19 protein-coding genes are annotated in these 20,110 nt (G+C 72.0%); 5 read left to right on the forward strand and 14 right to left on the reverse strand.

Features of this window, described 5'->3' with window-relative positions; all coding sequences use genetic code 11:
- Window positions 1-3: 3 nt before the first annotated feature.
- From ACIA47_RS05275 to ACIA47_RS05300, 6 genes are all read right to left on the reverse strand, one after another.
- The gene (locus tag ACIA47_RS05275; protein WP_396705692.1) at window positions 4-2,259 is read right to left on the reverse strand and encodes a putative bifunctional diguanylate cyclase/phosphodiesterase; all 2,256 of its coding nucleotides are present in this window, start codon (window positions 2,257-2,259) and stop codon (window positions 4-6) included.
- Window positions 2,260-2,611: 352 nt separating this feature from the next.
- Entirely contained in the window at window positions 2,612-2,845 is a 234-nt protein-coding gene (locus ACIA47_RS05280; protein WP_091393870.1) for a zinc-ribbon domain-containing protein, read from the reverse strand.
- A 184-nt stretch (window positions 2,846-3,029) separates the two neighbouring features.
- On the reverse strand, window positions 3,030-3,899 hold the full coding sequence (locus ACIA47_RS05285) for an SRPBCC family protein (RefSeq protein ID WP_396705695.1): 870 nt from the start codon (window positions 3,897-3,899) through the stop codon (window positions 3,030-3,032).
- On the reverse strand, window positions 3,892-4,449 hold the full coding sequence (locus ACIA47_RS05290) for a helix-turn-helix domain-containing protein (protein ID WP_030490876.1): 558 nt from the start codon (window positions 4,447-4,449) through the stop codon (window positions 3,892-3,894). The genes ACIA47_RS05285 and ACIA47_RS05290 overlap by 8 nt, the downstream gene beginning before the upstream one ends.
- A 101-nt stretch (window positions 4,450-4,550) precedes the next feature.
- Window positions 4,551-5,894, reverse strand: a complete 1,344-nt coding sequence (locus ACIA47_RS05295; protein ID WP_203121561.1) for a class I SAM-dependent methyltransferase — start codon at window positions 5,892-5,894, stop codon at window positions 4,551-4,553.
- Entirely contained in the window at window positions 5,891-7,288 is a 1,398-nt protein-coding gene (locus ACIA47_RS05300; RefSeq protein ID WP_396705698.1) for an FAD-binding oxidoreductase, read from the reverse strand. Before ACIA47_RS05300 ends, ACIA47_RS05295 begins: the two co-directional genes overlap by 4 nt.
- A gap of 93 nt (window positions 7,289-7,381) precedes the next feature.
- Between ACIA47_RS05300 and ACIA47_RS05305 the strand changes: the two genes are divergently transcribed.
- The 3 genes from ACIA47_RS05305 to ACIA47_RS05315 are packed head-to-tail and all read left to right on the forward strand — an operon-like array spanning window position 7,382 to window position 8,926.
- Window positions 7,382-7,852, forward strand: a complete 471-nt coding sequence (locus ACIA47_RS05305; protein WP_181541348.1) for an aminoacyl-tRNA deacylase — start codon at window positions 7,382-7,384, stop codon at window positions 7,850-7,852.
- A 37-nt stretch (window positions 7,853-7,889) separates the two neighbouring features.
- Window positions 7,890-8,174, forward strand: a complete 285-nt coding sequence (locus tag ACIA47_RS05310; protein ID WP_203121558.1) for a DUF427 domain-containing protein — start codon at window positions 7,890-7,892, stop codon at window positions 8,172-8,174.
- A 47-nt stretch (window positions 8,175-8,221) separates the two neighbouring features.
- Window positions 8,222-8,926 (forward strand): RICIN domain-containing protein, encoded by a 705-nt coding sequence (locus ACIA47_RS05315; protein ID WP_396705700.1) that lies wholly within the window; start codon window positions 8,222-8,224, stop codon window positions 8,924-8,926.
- A gap of 13 nt (window positions 8,927-8,939) precedes the next feature.
- On the opposite strand, the gene ACIA47_RS05320 is transcribed toward ACIA47_RS05315, so the two are convergent.
- The gene (locus ACIA47_RS05320; protein ID WP_396706375.1) at window positions 8,940-10,295 is read right to left on the reverse strand and encodes an MFS transporter; all 1,356 of its coding nucleotides are present in this window, start codon (window positions 10,293-10,295) and stop codon (window positions 8,940-8,942) included.
- A gap of 1 nt (window position 10,296) precedes the next feature.
- Here ACIA47_RS05320 and ACIA47_RS05325 point away from each other — a divergent pair, with 1 nt between their 5' ends.
- The gene (locus ACIA47_RS05325) at window positions 10,297-11,304 is read left to right on the forward strand and encodes a GlxA family transcriptional regulator (RefSeq protein ID WP_396705702.1); all 1,008 of its coding nucleotides are present in this window, start codon (window positions 10,297-10,299) and stop codon (window positions 11,302-11,304) included.
- A 133-nt stretch (window positions 11,305-11,437) separates the two neighbouring features.
- On the opposite strand, the gene ACIA47_RS05330 is transcribed toward ACIA47_RS05325, so the two are convergent.
- The 7 genes from ACIA47_RS05330 to ACIA47_RS05360 form a co-directional block, all read right to left on the reverse strand.
- Window positions 11,438-11,902: a hypothetical protein gene (locus ACIA47_RS05330; RefSeq protein WP_203121557.1), complete on the reverse strand. Its 465-nt coding sequence runs from the start codon at window positions 11,900-11,902 to the stop codon at window positions 11,438-11,440.
- 28 nt (window positions 11,903-11,930) lie between these two features.
- Window positions 11,931-13,883, reverse strand: coding sequence for a VWA domain-containing protein (locus tag ACIA47_RS05335; RefSeq protein WP_203121556.1), 1,953 nt, complete (start codon window positions 13,881-13,883; stop codon window positions 11,931-11,933).
- Window positions 13,884-13,885: 2 nt separating this feature from the next.
- Entirely contained in the window at window positions 13,886-15,346 is a 1,461-nt protein-coding gene (locus tag ACIA47_RS05340; protein WP_396705705.1) for a magnesium chelatase, read from the reverse strand.
- A 56-nt stretch (window positions 15,347-15,402) separates the two neighbouring features.
- A complete protein-coding gene (locus ACIA47_RS05345; protein WP_396705707.1) occupies window positions 15,403-16,479 on the reverse strand; it encodes a hypothetical protein in 1,077 nt (358 codons plus the stop codon).
- Between the two features lie 76 nt (window positions 16,480-16,555).
- On the reverse strand, window positions 16,556-17,206 hold the full coding sequence (locus ACIA47_RS05350; protein ID WP_238683505.1) for a response regulator transcription factor: 651 nt from the start codon (window positions 17,204-17,206) through the stop codon (window positions 16,556-16,558).
- Window positions 17,203-18,447 carry a sensor histidine kinase gene (locus ACIA47_RS05355; protein ID WP_396705709.1) on the reverse strand — a complete coding sequence of 415 codons (1,245 nt, stop codon included), beginning with the start codon at window positions 18,445-18,447 and terminating at the stop codon, window positions 17,203-17,205. The genes ACIA47_RS05350 and ACIA47_RS05355 overlap by 4 nt, the downstream gene beginning before the upstream one ends.
- 54 nt (window positions 18,448-18,501) lie before the next feature.
- Window positions 18,502-18,999, reverse strand: a complete 498-nt coding sequence (locus tag ACIA47_RS05360; RefSeq protein ID WP_030331463.1) for a hemerythrin domain-containing protein — start codon at window positions 18,997-18,999, stop codon at window positions 18,502-18,504.
- Between the two features lie 104 nt (window positions 19,000-19,103).
- On the opposite strand from ACIA47_RS05360, the gene mgrA reads away from it, so the two are divergent.
- The gene (gene mgrA, locus ACIA47_RS05365; protein ID WP_203121552.1) at window positions 19,104-20,099 is read left to right on the forward strand and encodes an L-glyceraldehyde 3-phosphate reductase; all 996 of its coding nucleotides are present in this window, start codon (window positions 19,104-19,106) and stop codon (window positions 20,097-20,099) included.
- Window positions 20,100-20,110 lie beyond the last annotated feature (11 nt).

The raw sequence follows: 20,110 nt of genomic DNA on the forward strand, positions 1-20,110 counted from the left end.
GAGTCAACTCCGATTCTGGCCCACCATGGCGGGGGCGTCCGGCCGCCCGTACAGATAGCCCTGGCCGCGTGGGCAGCCGATCGCGGTGACCGCCTCGTGCTGACGCTCGGTCTCCACCCCCTCGGCGACCACCGCCAGGTCGAACGCGCCGGCCAGGCGGGTGACCATCTCGACAGTGGCGTACGCCCGGTCGTCGGTGCCCAGCCGGGCCACGAACGACCTGTCGATCTTCAGCTCGGTGGCCGGGATGCGGTGCAGGTAGCTCAGCGACGAGTAGCCGGTGCCGAAGTCGTCGATGGCGATCCGGATGCCCAACTCCCGGAGTTGGTGCAGCCGCTCCAGCACCGCCTCGGTGCCCTCGATCAGCGCCGACTCGGTCAACTCCAGGGTCAACGCCCGTGGTGCCAGCCCGGCGGCGCTGGTGGCCGCGGTGACAGTGGCGATCAGGTCCGGCCGACGCAGGTGCGCGGCGGCGATGTTCACCGCGACTGTCGCCTCCGGCGCTCGCCCCCGCCAGGTCGCGGCGGCCCGGCACGCCTCGTGGATCACCCACCGGTCGATCGGCAGGATCAGCCCGGTCTCCTCGGCCAGCGGCAGGAACTTCGCCGGTGGCAACATCCCCAGCCGGGGGTGCCGCCAGCGCACCAACGCCTCGGCGCTGCGTACCGCGCCGGTGGTCAGGTCGACGATGGGTTGGAACTCCAGGTGCAGCTGGTCCTCGTCGACCGCCCGGCGCAGGTCGGCGATCAACTCGGCGCGGGAGACAGCCGACTCGCGCAGCGCCGCTGTGCACGTGCGGTACGCGGACTTCCCGGCCGCCTTGGCCGCGTACATGGCGATGTCGGCGTCGCGCAGCAGGTCGGTGTGGGAGGCGTGCTGCGGGCCGTACTCGGCGATACCGATGCTCGCCGACGGGTGCACCCCCACGTCCTCCTCGTCGTCGGAGGGCCGCAACGCGTCCAGCAGTCGCTCGGCGAGCCGTTCGGGTGACACCGGCCGGCCGCCGTCGACCAGCACGGCGAACTCGTCACCGCCGAGCCGGGCGATGGTGCCGTCGCCGTTCACGGCGGTGTGCATCCGGGCCGCGAGCCCGGTCAGCAGGGTGTCACCTGTGGCGTGCCCGAACCGGTCGTTTACCTGCTTGAACCCGTCCAGGTCGAGCAGCAGCACGGCCACCGGCCGCCCGTGGCGCAGGGCCAGTCGCAGCCGCCGGTTGAACAACAGCCGGTTGGGCAGCCCGGTGAGCTGGTCGCCGTACGCGAGCAGGCGCAGCCGGGCCACCAACCGGAGGTTCTCGTTGGCCGCCAACCCCTGCCGGACGGCGAGGGCGGCCAGCAACACCATCATTGTCACGAACACCAGCTGCGGGGTCTGCCCGGTGGGCCGACGGGCCAGCACCACCGCGATGATCGCCCCACCCACCGGCAGGTACGGCAGCGCCACCCGCCACCAGGGCGGCAGCGGCGACTCGGCGGTGTCGTCGGTGCCGTCGCAGTCCGGTGGCGGCGGGTTCCGGGTGGCCAGGCCGATCAGCAGGTAGCTCAACGGCCAGCACAAATCGATCGGGTGACCGGCGGTGTAGTCGGCACGGGCGACCAGCGACACGTAGATGACGTCGGCGACGACCCGCAGGGTGAGGCTCGCCGCCAGGACGGTCATCGGCCGCCACATCGGCCGGGCCGGCCCGGAGACCGCGACCAGGATGGTGAGCTGCATCAGGTCGAACATCGGGAAGAGCAGCCCCAGCGTGCGCGCCGGGTCGGCCAGCTCGGCGGCGGCGACCCCACGGAAGACCAGCACCCAACCGATCGGCACCAGGGCCAGGGCGACGATCACCCCGTCCAGCAACGTACGGGCCCGCCCGACCGCGGTCCTCGGTGCGGACGGCGAGCTGAGCAGCGCGGCAGTGCCGGTGAGGATGCCGGCGGTGAAGACCACCCCGACCACCGGCGTGTGCGGCAGGTCACCGCCGACGAGCCGCTGCACCGTCCAGATCGCCCGGCCGATCGCGGCGAGCGCCATGGTGAGGGCGAGCAGCGTCCAGAACCGGCGCAGCGGCGCCGGATGTCGACGGGCCACCCCGAGACACGCGAGCGTCGCCCAACCGGCGACCAGCATCGCGCCGATGTCGCTGACCAGCGCGGCACCGGGCAACGCGGCGACCAGCCAGCCCGCCTCCAGCAGGATGACCGCAGCCGCGACGAACGCGCCGGCGGGGTTGAGCGTCCCCGCAGCCTGCTTTCCGTCCTGTCGGGACACGGTCGCTCCGGCTCTTTCGTCGTGCGTGCACCCTCGGCGGCGCCGGTCCACGGCAAACCCCGAAAGCCTAACCAGCGCTCAGAAACGCCGCCAGAGCCGAACGTGCACCCCGCTGCGGCGCCCTGCTCGGTGCGGCCTCTGTCGCGCTGAGCATCCTCGCGCCTCTGGTCAGCGGCCCGCGGATCGGTTCCACGGTGAACGGGGCAGTGCGGTACCGGCCAACGGACGGCGGGCGCGGCGGCGTCTGCGCCGCCCAGGGGTGCAGGGCGGGCGGGCAACGGTGTGCACTGCCACGTCGGCCGAGGGCGTCGGTCGGCCGATCAACCAGCAGAGGAAGCGTTCCATCGTCGGATCAGCCGACCGGGAGGCGCTCGGCGTCGGACTTCGCGATCTCGTACTCCGCCCCGCAGAACGTGCACTGCTGCGCGTACCGGGTGCGGATCGGAATGAGCGGAATGAAGAAGAGGGTGAATTTCGTCGAGCGGCGGGTGATCACCTGCGCGGCCTGGTTGCCGCAGTGGCGGCAGACCTGCTGCACGACACCGGACCGGTCGACCTTGGTACGCAGACCAAAGATGAAGAACATCGCCCCCCAGTACCCACTCGACCGCGAAAAGTCACCAGATCCCGCCGCCGGATCCCCCGGACCCCGCCCCGCACGCACGCACGCACGCACAAGATCGTGCTCGATCCCGGATGTAGTGGCCTTCTGGGTGAACGAGGCCACTACATCCCCGATCGAGCACGATCAAGGCGAGATGATCTAGGCTTCAGCTGGACGGCGCGGGCTCCAGGCCGGGGATCTCCTCGGAGAGCCAGATCGGCTGCCAGTTCGGCACCTCGTGGAAGCGGCGCAGCTCGAACAGCCCGGCAACCGACCCGCTCCAGGCCCCGTACGGGGGGTTGGCCTCGTCGAAGCCGCTCTGCACGAAGGTCAGCGTGGTCCGGCCACCGGACTCGGCCAGCTCCCAGCTCGTCACGCCGGTCGGCCCCCAGTCGACGGACATCCGTCGGCCGGGCTCCAGGTCGACGATCTTGGCCGCGTAACCGGTCTCGAAGCCGCCCATGGCGTACCGGCCGCCGACCCAGGGCTCGATGCCGATCGGGTAGCCGAACCAGGCGCTGGCCTGCTCGGAGTCGGTCAGCGACTCCCACACCTTGTCGGCGGGGGCGGCGATGACCAGCTCGCCGCGCAGGTCGGCGGAGGTGAAGTCGGTGCGCGGCAGCAGTGGCTTGCCCTCCAGGTGGGCGGCCAGGTTGGCGATGGACAGCGCCCAGAACGTCTGGAGCACGCCCCGGATGGTGGAGCCGCTCATCGCCTCGGCGAAGTCGAAGTGGCTCTGGATCAGCGTCAGCACTGTGCTGTCGGTGCCCTCGGCGGTCAACTGGAACTCGGTGGTGGTCTCCACGCCGTCGAGCAGCCAGCCGAAGCGCAGCGTGTCGTCGTCGGCGTGCAGCAGCCGCTGGTGCGGGGCGTCGCCCTCGGGCGTGTAGCGACCCCAGAACTCGTACCGCTGGGGCAGCTCGACCTCGGCGTGCTCGGCCAGCCAGAGACGCAGCTCGGCCGGGTCGGTCAGGGCCTGGCGGACGCGCCCGACGGGCGCGGAGAGACGGGCCTGGACCCTCATCGGCTCACTCATTGTCGTTCCCTTTCGGATAGCAGGCGACGGCCAGCTTGAAGGCATCTCCTTCGCTGCCGCCGTAGCGGGTGAACAGGTCCTGAAGTGCGGTTTGCAGGTCGTGCAGGAACTGCTGGCGCTGCTCGGCCGGCACCCGGATCTCGCCGGAGACCCCGATCGAGGGCAGCTCGGGTGCCGCCCGGTCCAGGCCGGCGATGTCGGCCTGGACCTCCTCCATCAGGTCGAGCAGGTAGCCCAGGCTCAGCTCGTCGCGAGCCCGGCGCAGGCCGATCCGGCCGACGAGCCGCGGGGAGAGCCAGTAGGAGCGGGCGGCGGCCTGGTAGATGCCTTCGGTGATGCCGCGGACCTTGCGTTCGTTGACCAGCTCGACGAGGCCAGCCGCGACGAGCTGCTTGACGTGGTAGTAGACGCGCTGTGGCGTCTGGTCGAGTCGGGCCGCGACCTCGGTGCAGGTGCGCGGCTCGGCCAGTTGCCGCAGCACCTCGACGCGCTGCGGCTTGAGCAGGACTTCGGCCTGCTCGATCTGCTCCAGGTACAGGACATCTCTCATGGCAAAATCAGTTTGTACGTACAAAACTTCTTTGTCAATCGCTTCGCGAGAAGCCGCGCCGACTTTTTTCGACGCGGCTTCAGGCGGCGGTCAGCAGGTGATCAGGGCAACCAGTCCGGTCGCAGCGGGTAGCCGCTCACGCCGTTCGGGCCGTTGTGGGTGGCCAACACCTGGTGCAGCTGGATGCCGTTGCGTTCGAAGGCCATCCGCGACCCGGCCATGTAGAGCCCCCACACCCGGGCGGTGCCCGCGCCCACCTCCGAGACGCAGTAGTCCCAGTGCTCGACAAGGTTGCGACACCAGGCGGCCAGCGTCAGCGCGTAGTGCTGGCGCAGGTTCTCCTCGTGGTGCACCTCGAACCCGGCATCGTGCACCTCACTGATCAACCGGCCCGGACCGGCCAGCTCACCGTCCGGGAAGACGTACCGGTCGATGAACGCGCCCGAGCGGTGCGGCGCGCGATTGTCCGCCCGGGTGATGCAGTGGTTGAGCAGTCGCCCACCCTGCCGCAGCCGGCTGCGCAGCGACCCGAAGTAGGCCGGGTAGTTGCGCACCCCGATGTGCTCGGTCAACCCGATCGAGGAGATGGCGTCGAACTGCTCGGCCGGCGCGTCCCGGTAGTCGAGGTATCGCACCTCCGCCAGCTCGGTCAACCCTTCCCGCTCGATCGCGGCCTGCGCCCACTGCGCCTGCGCCTTCGACAGGGTCACCCCCAGGGCCTTGACGCCGTACTCGCGGGCGGCGTGACGCACCATGCCACCCCAGCCGCACCCGACATCCAGCAGCCGCATCCCCTTCTTCAGCGCCAGCTTGCCGGCGACCAGGTCGTACTTCGCCGCCTGGGCCTGCTCCAGCGTGTCGTCCGGAGACCGGAAAACCGCGCAGGTGTACGTCATCGACGGGCCGAGCACCTTCTCGTAGAAGGCGTTCGAGACGTCGTAGTGGTGCGAGATGGCCGTGCTGTCACGCACCCGCGAGTGCCGCAGCCCGTTCATCACCCGCTTCCAGCGGGGCTGCGCCTCCTGCGGCGGTGCCGGCGGCGGCATCAGCCGCTCCCAGCCCAGCCCACGGACCAGCGCCAGCCCCTCGGCCAGCGACGGTGGGCGTAACCGCAACTCGTCCTTGAGCACCCGCAACGCCTCGTACGGGTCGCCCGGGTGCACGCCCTGCAACGCCAGGTCACCACTGACGTACGCGCGGGCCATGCCCAGGTCGCCGGGTGCGGTGAGCAGGTACGACAGCCCTCGCTCGGATTGGATCGCCAGGGTGATGCCGGCGTCGGACGGGCCGACGGCGCTGCCGTCGTACCCGGTGATCCGCACCGGCAACGGCCCAGTGGTGACCGCGCGGACGACATCCGCGACGGTCGGACCCGTGTGCCGGCCCCCCGCCGGCGGGGTGGCGGGGATGCTCGCCGCCCCCTGATCTCTGTCGGTCAGGCTCATGCTCGTGCTACCGCCTTTTCGTACAGTCCCGTCAGCCGGTGGTCCGGGTCGTAGCGGTCTTTCACCGCGCGCCACGTGTCGCCGCCGTAGAGGCGATCGAAGGCGTCCCGGTCGTAGTACGCGTCGGAGTAGAGCGACTTGTGCCCGCCCGACTCCGACACCCTGCGTTCGATCGTGCGGTTGACGTCGCCGTCGGCGGCGCCCGGCGCGATCGGCACGCTCCCCCAGAACCCGATGTTGACGTAGTCCTGCCCGGGCCGCAGCGGATATAGCGGCCAGGACCGCGCCGAACCGGGCCCCGCCAGCTCACGCAGTCGCAACGGACACAGCCACACCGGGTTCATTCCCACCGCGCCGGCGAACCAGCGCAGGAAGTCGGCAGTACGGTCCAGCGGGATCTCCACGTCCTGCACGACCCGCTCCCGGGCCGGTTGCCCGCGCAGCCGGTCGATCCGGGCCGCCACCTGGTGGCGGTGCTCCAGCCGGACCAGTCGGTGGTAGAAGTCGCTGCGCCGGTAACGCGCCGGCCAGAGCCTGCGCACGACCGGGTGCTGCGCACCGAACGCCGACGAGCACCAGAACCAGTCGGTGTCCCAGCGCCACAGATAGTCGTACGCGGTGAGCACGTCGCGGGTGCGCCGGCGCAGCGACCGGTAGTAGATCGCCTGACCGGTGTAGTCGCTGGGCGGGTCGGCCGCGTCGGTGAACGTGGCGAAGACGAGGTACGCCTCGCCGGGGCTGAACATCACCCCGTCCATGGCGTCCACCGGCTCGCCGGCCCAGGACCGGGTGGCGGTCACCTCCGCGATCGCGTCGGTCAGCGCCTCCAGTTGGGTGAACCGGACGTTGCGCAACGACACGTACCGGCCGACCGGTTGCAGCTCGATGCGCAGCCGGGTGGCGTACCCGAGGCTGCCCAGCGAGTTGGGGAACGCGGTGAACAGGTCGGCGTGCTCGCCGCCGGGTCGGGCGGTGATGATCTCGCCGGAGCCGGTGAGCACGTCCAACTCCTGGACGGACTCGTGCGGCAGGCCGTTGCGGAACGAGGTCGACTCGATCCCGAGGCCGGTCACCGCGCCGCCCAGCGTGATGGTGCGTAACTGCGGCACCACAAGCGGCATCAGGCCGTGCGGCAGCGTCGCGTCGACCAGGTCCTCGTAGGTGCACATGCCCTGCACGTCGGCGGTACGGCCGGCCGGGTCGACCGACAGCACGCCGTTCAGGCCACTCACGTCGAGCCCCGGAGTCCGGGGAGCGGACCGGGGACGGAACAGGTTGGAGGTTCGTTTGGCCAGCCGGACAGGCTCGCCCGTGGGCACTGCGGCGTACGACCGTCGCAGCGTGTCCACCGCTTGATCATGGTCAATCGGATGATCCACACGCTCAGCGCGCATGTGATCACCTTACGCTCGCCGTTCAGAAACCGTGGGATGTCGGCGGTGGCAGTTTCCCGTCCGGTGGCAGACCCGACGGCTACCGTGGCGGGCATGCCATCGCCAGCGATCACCGCCCTGGACGCCGCCCAACTGCCGTATCGGCTGGTCAGCCACGGTGCGGTCGGCAGTCTCGCGGAGGCCGCCGCCGTCCGCGGTGTGGCCGTTCCCGACGTGGTCAAAACGATAGTGGTTCGCCGTGGTGAAGACGATCACCTGTTCGTGCTCACCCCCGGCGACCGGGTCATCTCCTGGCCCAAGCTGCGCGCCCTGCTCGGGGTGCACCGGCTCTCCATGCCGGACGCGGCGGGCGCGCTGGCCGCCACCGGCTACGAACGCGGCACCATCACCCCGTTCGGCGCGAGCACTGCCTGGCCGGTGGTCGCCGACGAGCGACTGCGCGGCCGGGAGATCACCCTGGGCGCCGGCGAGCGCGGTCTCGCCATCGCAATCGACGCCGACGCCGCGATCGCCGCCCTCGACGCCACAGTGGCCGACGTCACCGACCCGCAGCCCACTCGCTGAGCGCTGCCGGGGCGGCGGCGCGGCCTACTGTTGGGACATGCCGAAAGCCGTGTGGAACAACCTGGTCGTCGCCGAGAGCGACGACACCGTGCTGGTGGAGGGCAACCACTACTTCCCCCGCTCCGCCCTGCGCGACGACCTGATTCGCGAGTCCGCGACGCACACCGTCTGCCCGTGGAAGGGCACCGCCTCCTACTACTCCCTCGAACACGAGGGCAGCACCAGCAAGGACGCGGTCTGGTATTACCCGGAGCCCAAACCGGACGCCGAGATGGTGCGTGACCGGGTGGCGTTCTGGAAGGACGTCCGGGTCGTCGACTGACGGCGTCGACTGGCCGCAGCCGACGGCGGTGGGCGAGGATGGCCCGTATGTCCGCGCCCGAGGAACGCCCCGACCCCGCCGGCACCGTCTACGGCGGTCGCGGACGGGCCGCCCGTTCCGGCCCGCTCAGCGACCCGCTGCTGCGGGTGGCGCTCGGGGTCGGGCTGGTGGGGGTACTCCTCGGGGTGGTCTTCGCGACCGGGCTGCTCGGCGCCGACGGCGAGCCGGTGGTGCCGGCCACGGTCGGCGCGACGTCCAGCGCGGCGGAGGCCATCACCCCGGCGGTCGAGCCGAGCCGGACCCCGTCGGTCGAGCCGTCGCCGACGCCCTCGGCGGCACCGACCACCGGGCCCCGGGTGCTGCGGGTCGCGTCCGGGCTCTGCCTGGGGCTCGACGGCGACGACAAGGAGGCGGAGGCCGAGTTGGCCGTCTGCACCGGCGGGCCGGAGCAGAAGTGGGTCGTCAACCCGGCCGGCGGGGACGTGGTGACGCTGACCAACGCCGCCCATGGGCAGTGCCTCGACGTCGAGGGCGGCAGTACCGAGGACGGCGCGCGGTTGCTCCAGTTCCCCTGCCACGGTGGGGCCAACCAGCAGTGGCGGCTGTCCCCCACCGGCACCGGCCCGGTGCTGCTGGTAGCCGCGCACAGCGGCAGGTGCGGGCAGGCCGACGACGACGGCGACGAGCCCGACGACGAGATCCGGCAGCGCGCCTGCGACGGCCGCCCCGCCCAGCAGTGGACCCTCGGCTGACAGTTTGAGCGGCTCAGCCCCGGTAGCTCCACGCCCTCGGCGCGGTCGCGGCGACCAGCACGGTCTCCGACACCGGTCGGCCCGGTCGGCGGCGCAGCAGCAACGACAGCCCGGCCGCGCCGATCGACAGCGCGCCCGCCACGTACCAGGCCATCGCGTAGTCGCCCAGCCGGTCCCGGACCAGCCCCGCGCCGGTCGCGGCGACCGCCGCGCCGAGTTGGTGCGCGGCGAACACCCAGCCGAACACCACCGCTCCGGCGCCACCGAAGTATTCCCGGCACAGCGCCACGGTCGGCGGCACGGTGGCCACCCAGTCCAGGCCGTAGAAGACGATGAACACCAGCATGCTCGGCTCGGCGGTGCCGGAGAAGAGGCTCGGCAGCACCAGCAGGGACAACCCGCGCAGCGCGTAGTACATGCCGAGCAGCAGGCGGCTGTCCACCCGGTCGGTGAGCCAGCCGGAGGCGATCGTGCCGACGATGTCGAAGAGCCCCACCAGGGCGAGCAACCCGGCCGCTGTGGTCTGGGCCATGCCGTGGTCGTGCGCGGCCGGCACGAAGTGCGTACCGACCAGGCCGTTTGTGGTCGCCCCACAGATCGCGAACCCTCCGGCCAGCAGCCAGAACGGTCGGGTCCGGGCCGCGGTGGCCAGCGCGCCGAGCGCCCGGGTCGCCGCGCCGCCGGTCGCCGGCGGCGCCGCGACGACCTCGGTCGCGCCGTAGGCGGGCAGGCCGAGATCCGCCGGGTGCTCGCGCAGCAGCCACACCACAAGGGGTACGACCGCCAGCGCCGCCGCGGCCACCACGAGCGCGGCGGTACGCCAGCCGTGGTCGCGTACCAGGATGGCGATCAGTGGCAGGAACACCAGTTGCCCGGCCGCCCCACCGGCGGTCAGCACGCCGGTGACCAGGCCCCGCCGGTGGACGAACCAACGTCCGGTGACGGTGGCCACGAACGCCAGGGCCATCGAGCCGGTGCCCAGCCCCACCAGCACACCCCAGCAGAGCAGAAGCTGCCAGCTGGCGGTCATGAAGACCGTCAACCCGCTGCCCGCGGCGACCAGCAGCAGCGCCACCGAGACCACCCGGCGGATGCCGAACCGGTCCATCAGTGCGGCCGCGAACGGCGCGGTGAGCCCGTAGAGCAGCAGGTTGACCGAGACGGCCGCGGAGATCGTGGCCAGCGGCCAGCCGAACTCCTCGTGTAGTGGGTGCAGCAGCACCGACGGGGTGGCGCGGAAGCCGGCCGCGCCGACCAGCGCCACGAAGGCGACGGCGGCGACCAGCCAGGCGGGATGCAGACGGCGGTTCTTTGTCACGGGACAAGTCTGAGCTGGCCCACTCACCTCGACGAGTGGCCGGAAAGCCATCATGCGCAATAATCGGGCCATGAGCGCTCGCCCGCACCGGATCGCCGTACTCGCGCTGCACCAGGTGGTCGGCCTGGACCTCGGCACCCCGTCCCAGGTCTTCAGCACCGCCCGCGCCGCGGACGGGACACCCTTCTACGACGTCCGGGTGTGCACCCCGGGCGGGCAACCGGTACGCAGCACCGCCGGCTTCCAGGTGGTCCCCGATCACGGTCTGGAATTGCTGGACACGGCCGACACGGTGATCGTCCCGGGCGTCCACGACGGCACCGCGTTGACCTCGGGAACCGTCGAGCCGGAGGTGACCGGGGCGCTGCTCGCGGCGTACGAGCGGGGTGCCCGGATCATGTCGATCTGCACCGGGGCGTTCGTGCTCGCCGCCGCCGGGCTCCTCGACGGGCGGCGGGCGACCACCCACTGGGCGTACGCCGAGCGGTTCCGCCGCCTGCACGCCCGGGTGGACCTCGACCCGGGCGTGCTCTTCATCGCCGACGACCGGGTGCTCACCTCGGCCGGAGTCGCCGCCGGCATCGACCTCTGCCTGCACGTCATCCGCCTCGACCACGGCAGTGAGGTGGCCAACCGGGCGGCCCGCCGCTGCGTGATGCCGCCGTGGCGCGACGGCGGTCAGGCGCAGTACATCGAGCAGCCGGTGCCGAAGGCGACCGACACCAGCACGGCGGGCGCCCGGGAGTGGGCGCGGCAGCGGCTGCACGAGCCGATCGCGCTACGCGACCTGGCCGAGCAGGCGCGGATGAGCGTGCGCACCTTCACCCGGCGCTTCCGGTCGGAGACCGGCCTGAGCCCGGCCCAGTGGTTGCTGCAACAGCGCACCGACCACGCGAGACTGCTGCTGGAGACGACCGACCTCACCGTCGACCAGATCGCCCACCGCTCGGGTTTCGGCACCACCGCCGCCCTACGCCAGCAGCTCCACCAGCGCATCGGCGTGGCCCCGTCCACCTACCGCCGCACCTTCCACCCCCGCCCCGAGCTGGTCGAATCCTGACCGCGATGGGGTAGGCGGGGCAGCACTAGTGCGAGCGTGATGTCGGTGGGTCATCGTGATGACTCACCGACATCACGCTCAATGAGGCATGACCCGCGGCACCGCGCCGCGCTGACCGGCCGATCGGTGTCGCTCAGGACCGGAGCAGGTGCAGTTGGGACTGGTGCTTCGGCAGGTGCACCCGGGTGTGCAGGTCCAGGGTGCGGGACCAGGGCAGCGACTCGTCGACGATGAGGTCGAAGCCCTCGCGTAGGTGCGTCTCGACCGGGGTCTCCGCTGCCAGGCCGAGCTGGTCGACCAACCCGCACAGCCGGTCGCTGGTGCCGTGCAGCAGGGCGGTCAGGCCACGCAGACCACCCTGCTCGGCGGCGAGCGCGTCGAGCTGCGGGCGGTGCATGTCCTCCTCCAACTCGTAGTAGGCGAACGGCGACCCGGCCAGCAACGCCTCGGTGGCCTGGATCATCAGCTCGTCGTTGGCGACCAGATGCGCGACGATCTGCTCGGCACTGAGCTGCCCCTCCGGAGCCGGACCGAACCCGCCGGCGTCGACCTCCGCGAACAGGGCACCGTAGGCCCGCCGCAATCCCCCGCTCTCCATCCCCCCAGTCAACCCGCCCCACCGCGAGTTAGCGGCGGGATTGGCGGGAGCGGAGGTAGTCGCTGACCACGTACTCGCCCAGGTCGTCGGTGTCCGGGGTGAACATGCGGCCCCGGCTGCGACGGGCCACCGCGTCGACGAAGCGTCGGAGGCCCGGGTCGTCGCCGAGCATGAACAGGTTGAGCGTGGCACCGTAGCGGCTCAGCCGGTCCACCTCGCGGACCGTCGCCTCGATGGTTTCCGGCAGCGGCGGCCAGTGGAACAGCGCCTCCCCGTCGTCCGGGTCGAGGTGGGCGGTCGGCTCGCCGTCGGTGACCACCAGCACGATCGGTTCGGCGTCCGGGTGCCGGCGCAGGTGCCGGCCCGCCAACCGCAGCGCGTGCTGGAGGTTGGTGCCCTGCTCCATGTCCGGCTCCACGGCCGCCAACTGCTGCTGGGTGAGCGTCATCGCCTCCCGGCCGAAGCCGACGATCTGGAGGGCGTCCTGTGGGAAGCGCGTCTCCATCAGGTGTGCCAGCGCCAGCGCCGTCTGCTTCATCGGCCCCCAACGACCCTGAGAGATCATCGAGTACGACAGGTCGACGCAGAGCACCACAGCGGCCGAGGCCCGCCTCTCGGTCTCCACCACCTCGAAGTCGTCCACCGCGAGCTGCACCGGGACCGTCGGCCCGGCCCGACTGACCGCACGGGTCAACGTCCGGACCACGTCCAACGGTTGCTCATCGCCGTACTGCCAGGGCCTGGACGCGCCGCTGACCTCGCCCGCCGCGCCGGCAGAGCGCAGGTCGTGCTGGCCGCGTGGCCCGGCGGTCAGCTCCGCGAAGACCTGCCGCAGCGCGGTCCCGCCGAGCCGGCGCAGCGCCTTCGGGCTCAGTGTCAGCCCCTCCGCGTCCCGACTCACCCAACCTTGGCGGCGCAACTCTCGCTCCAGATCGCGCAGCCGGCGAACGTCGTCGGCCGCGTCCCGGCCCAGCGTGCGCGCCACCGCGTCGACGTCCACGTCGTCGAGGGTCGCCCCCGGGTGTTCCTGGTCGAGCTGGTCCAGCAGGTCGTCCAGGTCGCCGATCTCGCCCAGCGCGCCGGCCGCGTCGGCGTAGTCCAGCGGCTGGTCGCCGCGGACCCGCTCACCCCGCCCCCAGCGCAGATCGGGTCGCAGCGCGCGCAGGTTCGCGTCGAGCGCTGACAACTCCCCCGCGAGGCGGTCGCCGAGCGACTGCTGCATGAGGCCGGCCAGCTCGGCGCGCTGCCGCTCGGAGAGCGAGTTCATCAGCCGCTCACCGGCCGCCGCCCGGCGGGCCAGCACGTCGATCAACTCGTCGACGTTCTCCGGCTCCTCCGGGAAGAAGTCGCCATGTCGGCGCATGAACTCGGCGAACGCGTCGGTGGTGTCCTCCGCGCGACCGTGCCGGGCGAGCAGGTCGTTCAGGTCGCCCATCATCTCGGCGAGCCGCTGCTGGGCGGCCGGATCGGCGGAGGCGCGCACCGCGTCGCGCAGCCCGGCGAAGCGCTGGCCGAGCACGTCGTCGCGGAGTTGGTCGAGGATCTGCTGGTACGAGCGGCGGGCGTCGTCGCTGGCCCACTGGTAGCCGGACAGCTCCTCCACCGCCCGCGCCGTCGAGCGCGGCAGATTGTCCAGCACCGCCTCGGCGAACCGCGCGGCGTCGTCGTCGCGACCCCGCAGCTCGTCCCGCTCGGCGGCAAGGGCCTGGTCGAGCAGGGCCTGGGCCCGGGTCACCGCCCCGTCCAGGTCGCCCCTGCGCAGCGCCTCCCGGCGCAGCCGCCGAGCCCGGGCGGCCAGGTCGTCCAGGCCACCCCGCCCCTGCGGGCCACGGCGCAGCAGGTCACGCAGCGCCTCCCGCAGGCTGCCGCCGGCCAGCACCTCGGCACCGACCGCGTCCACCGCCTCACGCACGTCGTACGGGGGTGCCAGCGGGTCGGGCCCGCCGTTCCACTGCCCGTAACGGAACCGGTTGCCGGCCACTGTCAGCCCCGGCCGCCGTAGACGGTGCGCCCCGAGTCGGTGACGTCCTTGCCGAGCCGGCGGGTCAGGTGCAGCCCTTCCAGCACGAACTCGACGGCGGCGGCAGCCTCCTCGGAGGTGGGCGCGTCGCCCAGGTCGAGCCGGTCCAGAACCTTCGCCAACCCGGGTACGGTGCCGACCTGGCGCAGCAGCTCGGCGGCGCTGACCAACTCGCCGGTCTCGATCGCGGCGCCGTCCTCGACCAGGGCGGTGAACCCGGACAGGTCCAGCCCGGCCAGGTGGGCCCGGAACGTCTCGGCGGTCGCGGTACGCAGCAGGTGCGCGAGGATCTCGATCTCCCGACCCTCCTCGCCGCTCTCGAACTCGACCTTGCCGCGCAGCGTGCTGGTCACCGACACCGCGTCACCGACGCGGGCGACGGCGGCCTCGGAGCGGCCGTCCGGGGTGTCGGAGGCGGCGAGCAGCCCGGCGCGGCGCAGCGCGGCACCGGCGACCGTCTCGGCGGCGGCGATGGCGAATCGGGCGGAGACGCCGGAGCGCGGGTCCACCGACGGCGACTCCCGCACGGCGCGGGCGAAGCGGGCCAGCACCTCCAGGACGTGCTCCGGCACCTCGGCGACCAGGTCGGCCTCCTGGCGGATCAGCGCCAGCTCCAACTCCAGGTCGACCGGGTAGTGGGTACGGATCTCCGCGCCGAACCGGTCCTTGAGTGGGGTGATGATCCGGCCCCGGTTGGTGTAGTCCTCCGGGTTGGCGCTGGCCACCAGGAGCAGGTCCAGGGGCAGCCGCAGCTGGTAGCCGCGAACCTGGATGTCCCGCTCCTCCAGCACGTTGAGCAGCGCCACCTGGATGCGCTCGGCCAGGTCGGGCAGCTCGTTCACAGCGAAGATGCCCCGGTTGGTGCGCGGCACCAACCCGAAGTGGATGGTCTCCGGGTCGCCGAGGGTACGACCCTGGGCGATGCGGATCGGGTCGACGTCGCCGATCAGGTCCCCGACGCTGGTGTCCGGGGTGGCCAACTTCTCGCCGTACCGCATCGAGCGGTGCAGCCAGCCGATCGGCAGTTCGTCGCCGGCCTCGGCGACCTGGGCGCGCGACGCCGGGGTGAGCGGGTGCATCGGGTGCTCGTTGAGCACCGAGCCGGGAAGTACTGGGGTCCACTCGTCGAGCAACGCGCCCAGCGAGCGGATCAGCCGGGTCTTGCCCTGGCCGCGCTCACCGAGCAGCACCATGTCGTGCCCGGCGAGCAGGGCCCGCTCGACCTCGGGCAACACGCTGTCGTCGTAGCCGACGATGCCGGGGAAACGGGTCTCGCCGGAACGCATCCGGGCGAGGAGGTTGTCGCGGAGTTCCTGCTTGACGGTGCGGTACTGGTGACCGGCCGCCCGTAGCGCGCCGAGCGTGCCGGGCAGGTCGGCCGGTGGAACCGGGATTACCGGGGTAGGCGCAGTCACCCGACCCACGCTAGCTCACATTCGCGGGGGTGCCCCGGGCATCAGGGGCACCCCCGCCACCACCCTCAGCCCCTGTCGCACCGCTGGCAGGTGCCGCGGCGGCGCAGGTGGTACACGTAGGTGGCGGCGCCGAGCGTCACGCCCCACACCGGCCAGAGCAGCATCGGCGCCCCGGTAACGCTGAGCCCGCCGGTGAGTTCCCAGAACTTCGGGTTGCTGAGCAGCCCCAGCGAGGCCGCGGTCACGGAGATGGCGACCAGGGTGGCCGGCACCACGGCCAGCTTCACCGGCACCCGCCGGCCGGCGAGCCCGAGCATCCAGCGCGGGAACCGCTCGCCCCAGCGCTGCACCAGCCCGAGGGTGAGGATCGCGCCGACGGTGGCGAACGCAGCCAGCCCGAACCCGGCCCAGACCAGCCCGCTTTCCTGCATCTCGGTCAGGAATTCGCGGGAGATGCCCAGCGGGATGCCGGCCGCCCAGGCGAACCGGGTCAACGCGTAGGTAAACGGGATGGCCGCGGCGATGCCGGCGGCCCACCGGCCCCAGCGAGTGGCAGCGGCCGGGATGGTCCACCGCTGGCCGGTGTCGGCGCGGCCGCAGCCGACGCAGGCCCCGGCGGTACGCCGCTGCCAGGTGAGCACCGCCCCGACCAGCAGCAGCCCGCCGGCCAGCGCCGCGAACCGGCCGAACAGCGCCCAGTTGAAGACGTCGGAGTAGTCCACCGGTGGCCAGCCGAACGGCGCCCCGACGATCAGTATCGGCAGGTAGCCGAGAACGATCAGCACGCGGACATCCGGCACGACCATGACGAGTACGAACGCCACCGCCCAGCCGTAGCCGGCGAGCAGAGCCCGCAGCGGGCCGGGTGGCCGCGCCGCCGGGCGGCTCATCGCCAGGGCGACCACCGCGGCGGTGAGCAGCACGCCGGCGAAGAGCGGGGTGGCCACCTCCACCGGCACCAGGCGCAGCAAACTGACGTCGCCGCCGTGCGGGTCGTTCGGGCCGAACGGGTAGCCGGCGCCGGTGAGCGTGCCGATCAGGGCGAGCACGCCCCACAGGCCGAGCCAACCGGCGGCCAGTGGGGCGAGCCGGTCCGGCCAGCGGGAGTCGGTACGGTGCCGGGAGGCAATGATCGTTGTCATGCTCTCAGCCTCGACGGACAGCCGCCGGATTCCCTCCCGGCCGGCGGTGAACCCGCTCCCCCGGTGGAGGGACCGATCAGCCGGACGGGGTGACGAAGCCGGACTCGTAGGCGGCGATGACCGCCTGCGTGCGGTCGCGGACGCCCAGCTTGGCCAGCACGTTGCCGACGTGCGTCTTGACCGTCTCCACCCCGACCACCAGGTGCGCGGCGATCTCCGGGTTGGACCGGCCGGTGGTCATCAACCGCAGCACCTCGGCCTCGCGTTCGGTGAGCCGGGCAGCAGTCAACCGGTCGCCGCCCGCCGGCCCGTACGCGCCGACCAGTTGGCGGATCGCGGCCGGGAAGAGCAGTGACTCGCCGGCCGCGACCACCCGGACCGCCTCCACCACCTCGGCGGGCCGGGCCCGTTTGAGCAGGAACCCCGAGGCGCCGGCGCGCAGCGCCTCGTAGACGTACTCGTCGTTGGCGAAGGTGGTGACCACCAGCACCCGGGGCGGGTCGGCGGAGGTGGCCAGCAGGTGCCGGGTGGCCTGGATGCCGTCGATGCCGGGCATCCGCACGTCCATCAGCACCACGTCGGGCCGGTGCCGGGCGACCAGCGGCGGCACCTCGGCGCCGTCGGCGGCCTCGGCGAGCACGTGCAGGTCGGGTTGGGCGTCGATGATGGCCCGCAGCCCCACCCGGATCAGCTCGTCGTCGTCGACGATCAACACCCCTGTGGTCATCGGGTCTCCTCGTAGGGCAGGCGGGCCCGGATCAGCCACCGGTCGCCGTCGGGGCCCACTGTGAGTCGGCCGCCGAGCAGCAGCACCCGCTCCCGCATGCCGTCCAGGCCTCGACCGCCGCGCCCCCGCTGGCCTCGGTCGGGGTGGCGCACCGCGTTGACCAGCTCCAGCTCCAGCGCGTCGCTGTGCAGGTCCAGGCGTACCGTCACCGGCCCGTGGCCGTGCCGGGCGGCGTTGGTCAGTCCTTCCTGGACGATCCGGTAGCCCTCCCGGGAGACCACCGCGGGCACCCGGGTCGGGTCGCCGGCGCGTTGGGCGTGCACGGTCAGGCCGGTCGCGCGGGCGTCGGTGACCAACCGGTCCAGGTCGGCGAGGGTACGCTGCGGCGCGACCACGGGCCGGTCGCGTCCGTTCTCCCGGAGCAGCCCGAGCACGTGGTCGAGGTCGTCCATCGCCGTCCGCCCAACGTCCTCGATGGCGGTGAGCGCCCGCCGGACGAACTCGGGGTCGGTGTCGAGGACCTCGCGGGCGGCCCCGGCCTGGAGGGTGGCCACTGTCAGCGCGTGACCGACCGAGTCGTGCAGCTCCCGGGCCAGCCGGTTGCGTTCGGCGAGCCGGGCCGCCCGTGCTTCGAGGGCGGCGATCCGCTCCGCCTGAGCCGGCCCGAGCAGGACCGGCGCCATGGATCCGGCGAGCGCGCCGAGCCCGGCGACGGCGTAGCCGAGACCGACCAGCAGGAGCACCCCGGTCAGAGTCAGCCAGCCGCTGTCCTGCCCGTCCAGTGGCCCGAACTGTTCCCGGCTGGTCAGCTCGGCGCCGATGCCGAACTGTTGGGCGATGAACGCCAGCGCCATCGGCAGGGCGCTGAACAGCGCGATCATCACCAGGGCGCCGACGATGAGGTGGGTGGCGATCCAGAGCGCGCTGCGCAGCCGGGTCTCCCGGTCGCCGTGGTGCCCGGGCGCGGGTTCGGGCAGGTCGACGCCGAGCAGGGCCCGGACGGCGGCGATCTCCAAGGCCCGGCTGCCGTCCACCAGCAACGGGACGACGGCGATCAGCACGGCGATGACCAGTAGGACGTAGACCAGTGGGCGCGGGATCGCCGAGTCGGCGAGCAGTTGGGCGAAGGTCACCGCGAGCAGCCCGTACGGCAGCGCCAGCACGCCGCCGAGCAGCAGGAACACGCCGCGTCGCCAGGTGGTGCCGGCGACCAGCGGGGCCAGCGCCGCTCGGAGGGTCACCTCGTCATTCTGCGGCCCGGACGGTGCCGGCGACTCCCCCGTGCCGGGGAGATCTCAGCGGTGGTCGGCGACGTACTGCTGCGGGTCCTTGTCGCGGAACGGAAGGTTGCGACCGTTCTTGTGCTCGCCGTAGAAGGTCAGCCAGCGTTGGCCCAGCTCGGCGCGGAGTTCGGTGCTGGCGTGCCGGCGGAAGTCGGGCAGCGCCTCGTCCTCCTCTTCGGCGAGGTGTTCGCTGTTCTCCCGGCGGGCTGTGCCGACCGCTTCCCACCACTGATCCGAGCCGACCGGGTGCAGCTTCGCCTCGGCGATGGCATCGCGGATCTTGTTGTGGTCGCCGATCGCGTCGGCGGTCTCGTCCTCGCCGTCGTCGCCGTGCTTGACCAGGTGCGGGTAGAGGATCGCCTCTTCCGCCTCGGCGTGGATGTCCAGGTGCAGGGCGAGGGCGTCCCAGATGGCGAGCATCTCCTGCTCGTCGCGGGCGTCGTCGAGGCGGGCGAAGCCACGCCGGAAGGCTGCGTGGTCGTCCAGGATCAGCGCGGTGATGTCGTCCACTGTGCCCGCTTTCCGGGTTGGATAGAACCGACTGGCGTCGAAACTACCCTGATGTGCGGGTTCGCACGGCCCGATCCCCGCCAACGTGGTCCGGAGTTAGGCTCATGATCGTGACTTATCTCGCCGCGGATGACCGCTACGACAGCATGACCTACCGGCGCAGCGGACGCAGTGGCCTGCGGCTGCCGGCCGTCTCGCTCGGGCTGTGGCACAACTTCGGTCCGGACCGCCCGTTCGAACGGCAGCGCGACATCGTGCGCCGCGCCTTCGACCTGGGTGTCACCCACTTCGACCTGGCCAACAACTACGGCCCGCCGCCCGGTTCGGCGGAGGAGAACTTCGGCCGGATGCTCGCCACCGACCTGAAGCCGTACCGGGACGAGTTGGTCATCTCCAGCAAGGCCGGGTACCTGATGTGGCCCGGCCCGTACGGCGAGTGGGGCTCCCGCAAGAACCTGATCTCGTCGCTGGACCAGTCGCTGGGCCGGATGGGGCTGGACTACGTCGACATCTTCTACTCGCACCGGTTCGACCCGGACACCCCCCTCGAGGAGACGATGGGGGCGCTCGACGCCATCGTCCGCTCCGGCAAGGCGCTCTACGTCGGCATCTCGAACTACAACTCGGAGCAGACCACGCGGGCTGCCGCGATCCTGCGCGAGCTGGGTACTCCGCTGCTGATCAACCAGCCGTCGTACTCGATGCTCAATCGGTGGACCGAGTCCGACGGCCTGCTCGACACGCTGGAGCAGGTCGGTGCGGGCTGCATCGCGTACAGCCCGTTGGCCCAGGGCCTGCTGACCGACCGTTACCTGGGCGGCATCCCCGCCGACTCGCGGGTTCGCACCAGCGTCTTCCTCAACGAGAGCGACCTCAGCGAGGAGAAGATGGCCACCATTCGCGGGCTCGGCGCGGTCGCCGAGCGGCGCGGCCAGTCCCTCGCTCAGCTCGCGTTGGCCTGGGCGCTGCGTGACCCGCGGATGACCAGCCTGATCATCGGGGCGAGCAGCGTCGAGCAGTTGGAGACGAACATCGCCGCGCTGGACAACCTTGACTTCACCGCCGACGAGTTGGCCGAGATCGAGCGCCACCTGGGCTGAACGCCGTCGGG

Origin of the sequence: Micromonospora sp. NPDC051227, from assembly GCF_044455385.1 — a bacterium.
In the GTDB taxonomy this organism is placed as follows: Bacteria; Actinomycetota; Actinomycetes; order Mycobacteriales; family Micromonosporaceae; genus Micromonospora.

Bases quoted from the DNA above. Each gene is read 5' to 3' on its own strand.
- ACIA47_RS05280 (WP_091393870.1), bottom strand. From the start codon at position 2,845: ATGTTCTTCATCTTTGGTCTGCGTACCAAGGTCGACCGGTCCGGTGTC.
- ACIA47_RS05285 (WP_396705695.1), bottom strand. From the start codon at position 3,899: ATGAGTGAGCCGATGAGGGTCCAGGCCCGTCTCTCCGCGCCCGTCGGG.
- ACIA47_RS05290 (WP_030490876.1), bottom strand. From the start codon at position 4,449: ATGAGAGATGTCCTGTACCTGGAGCAGATCGAGCAGGCCGAAGTCCTG.
- ACIA47_RS05295 (WP_203121561.1), bottom strand. From the start codon at position 5,894: ATGAGCCTGACCGACAGAGATCAGGGGGCGGCGAGCATCCCCGCCACC.
- ACIA47_RS05300 (WP_396705698.1), bottom strand. From the start codon at position 7,288: ATGCGCGCTGAGCGTGTGGATCATCCGATTGACCATGATCAAGCGGTG.
- ACIA47_RS05305 (WP_181541348.1), top strand. From the start codon at position 7,382: ATGCCATCGCCAGCGATCACCGCCCTGGACGCCGCCCAACTGCCGTAT.
- ACIA47_RS05310 (WP_203121558.1), top strand. From the start codon at position 7,890: ATGCCGAAAGCCGTGTGGAACAACCTGGTCGTCGCCGAGAGCGACGAC.
- ACIA47_RS05315 (WP_396705700.1), top strand. From the start codon at position 8,222: ATGTCCGCGCCCGAGGAACGCCCCGACCCCGCCGGCACCGTCTACGGC.
- ACIA47_RS05320 (WP_396706375.1), bottom strand. From the start codon at position 10,295: ATGGCTTTCCGGCCACTCGTCGAGGTGAGTGGGCCAGCTCAGACTTGT.
- ACIA47_RS05325 (WP_396705702.1), top strand. From the start codon at position 10,297: ATGCGCAATAATCGGGCCATGAGCGCTCGCCCGCACCGGATCGCCGTA.
- ACIA47_RS05330 (WP_203121557.1), bottom strand. From the start codon at position 11,902: ATGGAGAGCGGGGGATTGCGGCGGGCCTACGGTGCCCTGTTCGCGGAG.
- ACIA47_RS05345 (WP_396705707.1), bottom strand. From the start codon at position 16,479: ATGACAACGATCATTGCCTCCCGGCACCGTACCGACTCCCGCTGGCCG.
- ACIA47_RS05350 (WP_238683505.1), bottom strand. From the start codon at position 17,206: ATGACCACAGGGGTGTTGATCGTCGACGACGACGAGCTGATCCGGGTG.
- mgrA (WP_203121552.1), top strand. From the start codon at position 19,104: ATGATCGTGACTTATCTCGCCGCGGATGACCGCTACGACAGCATGACC.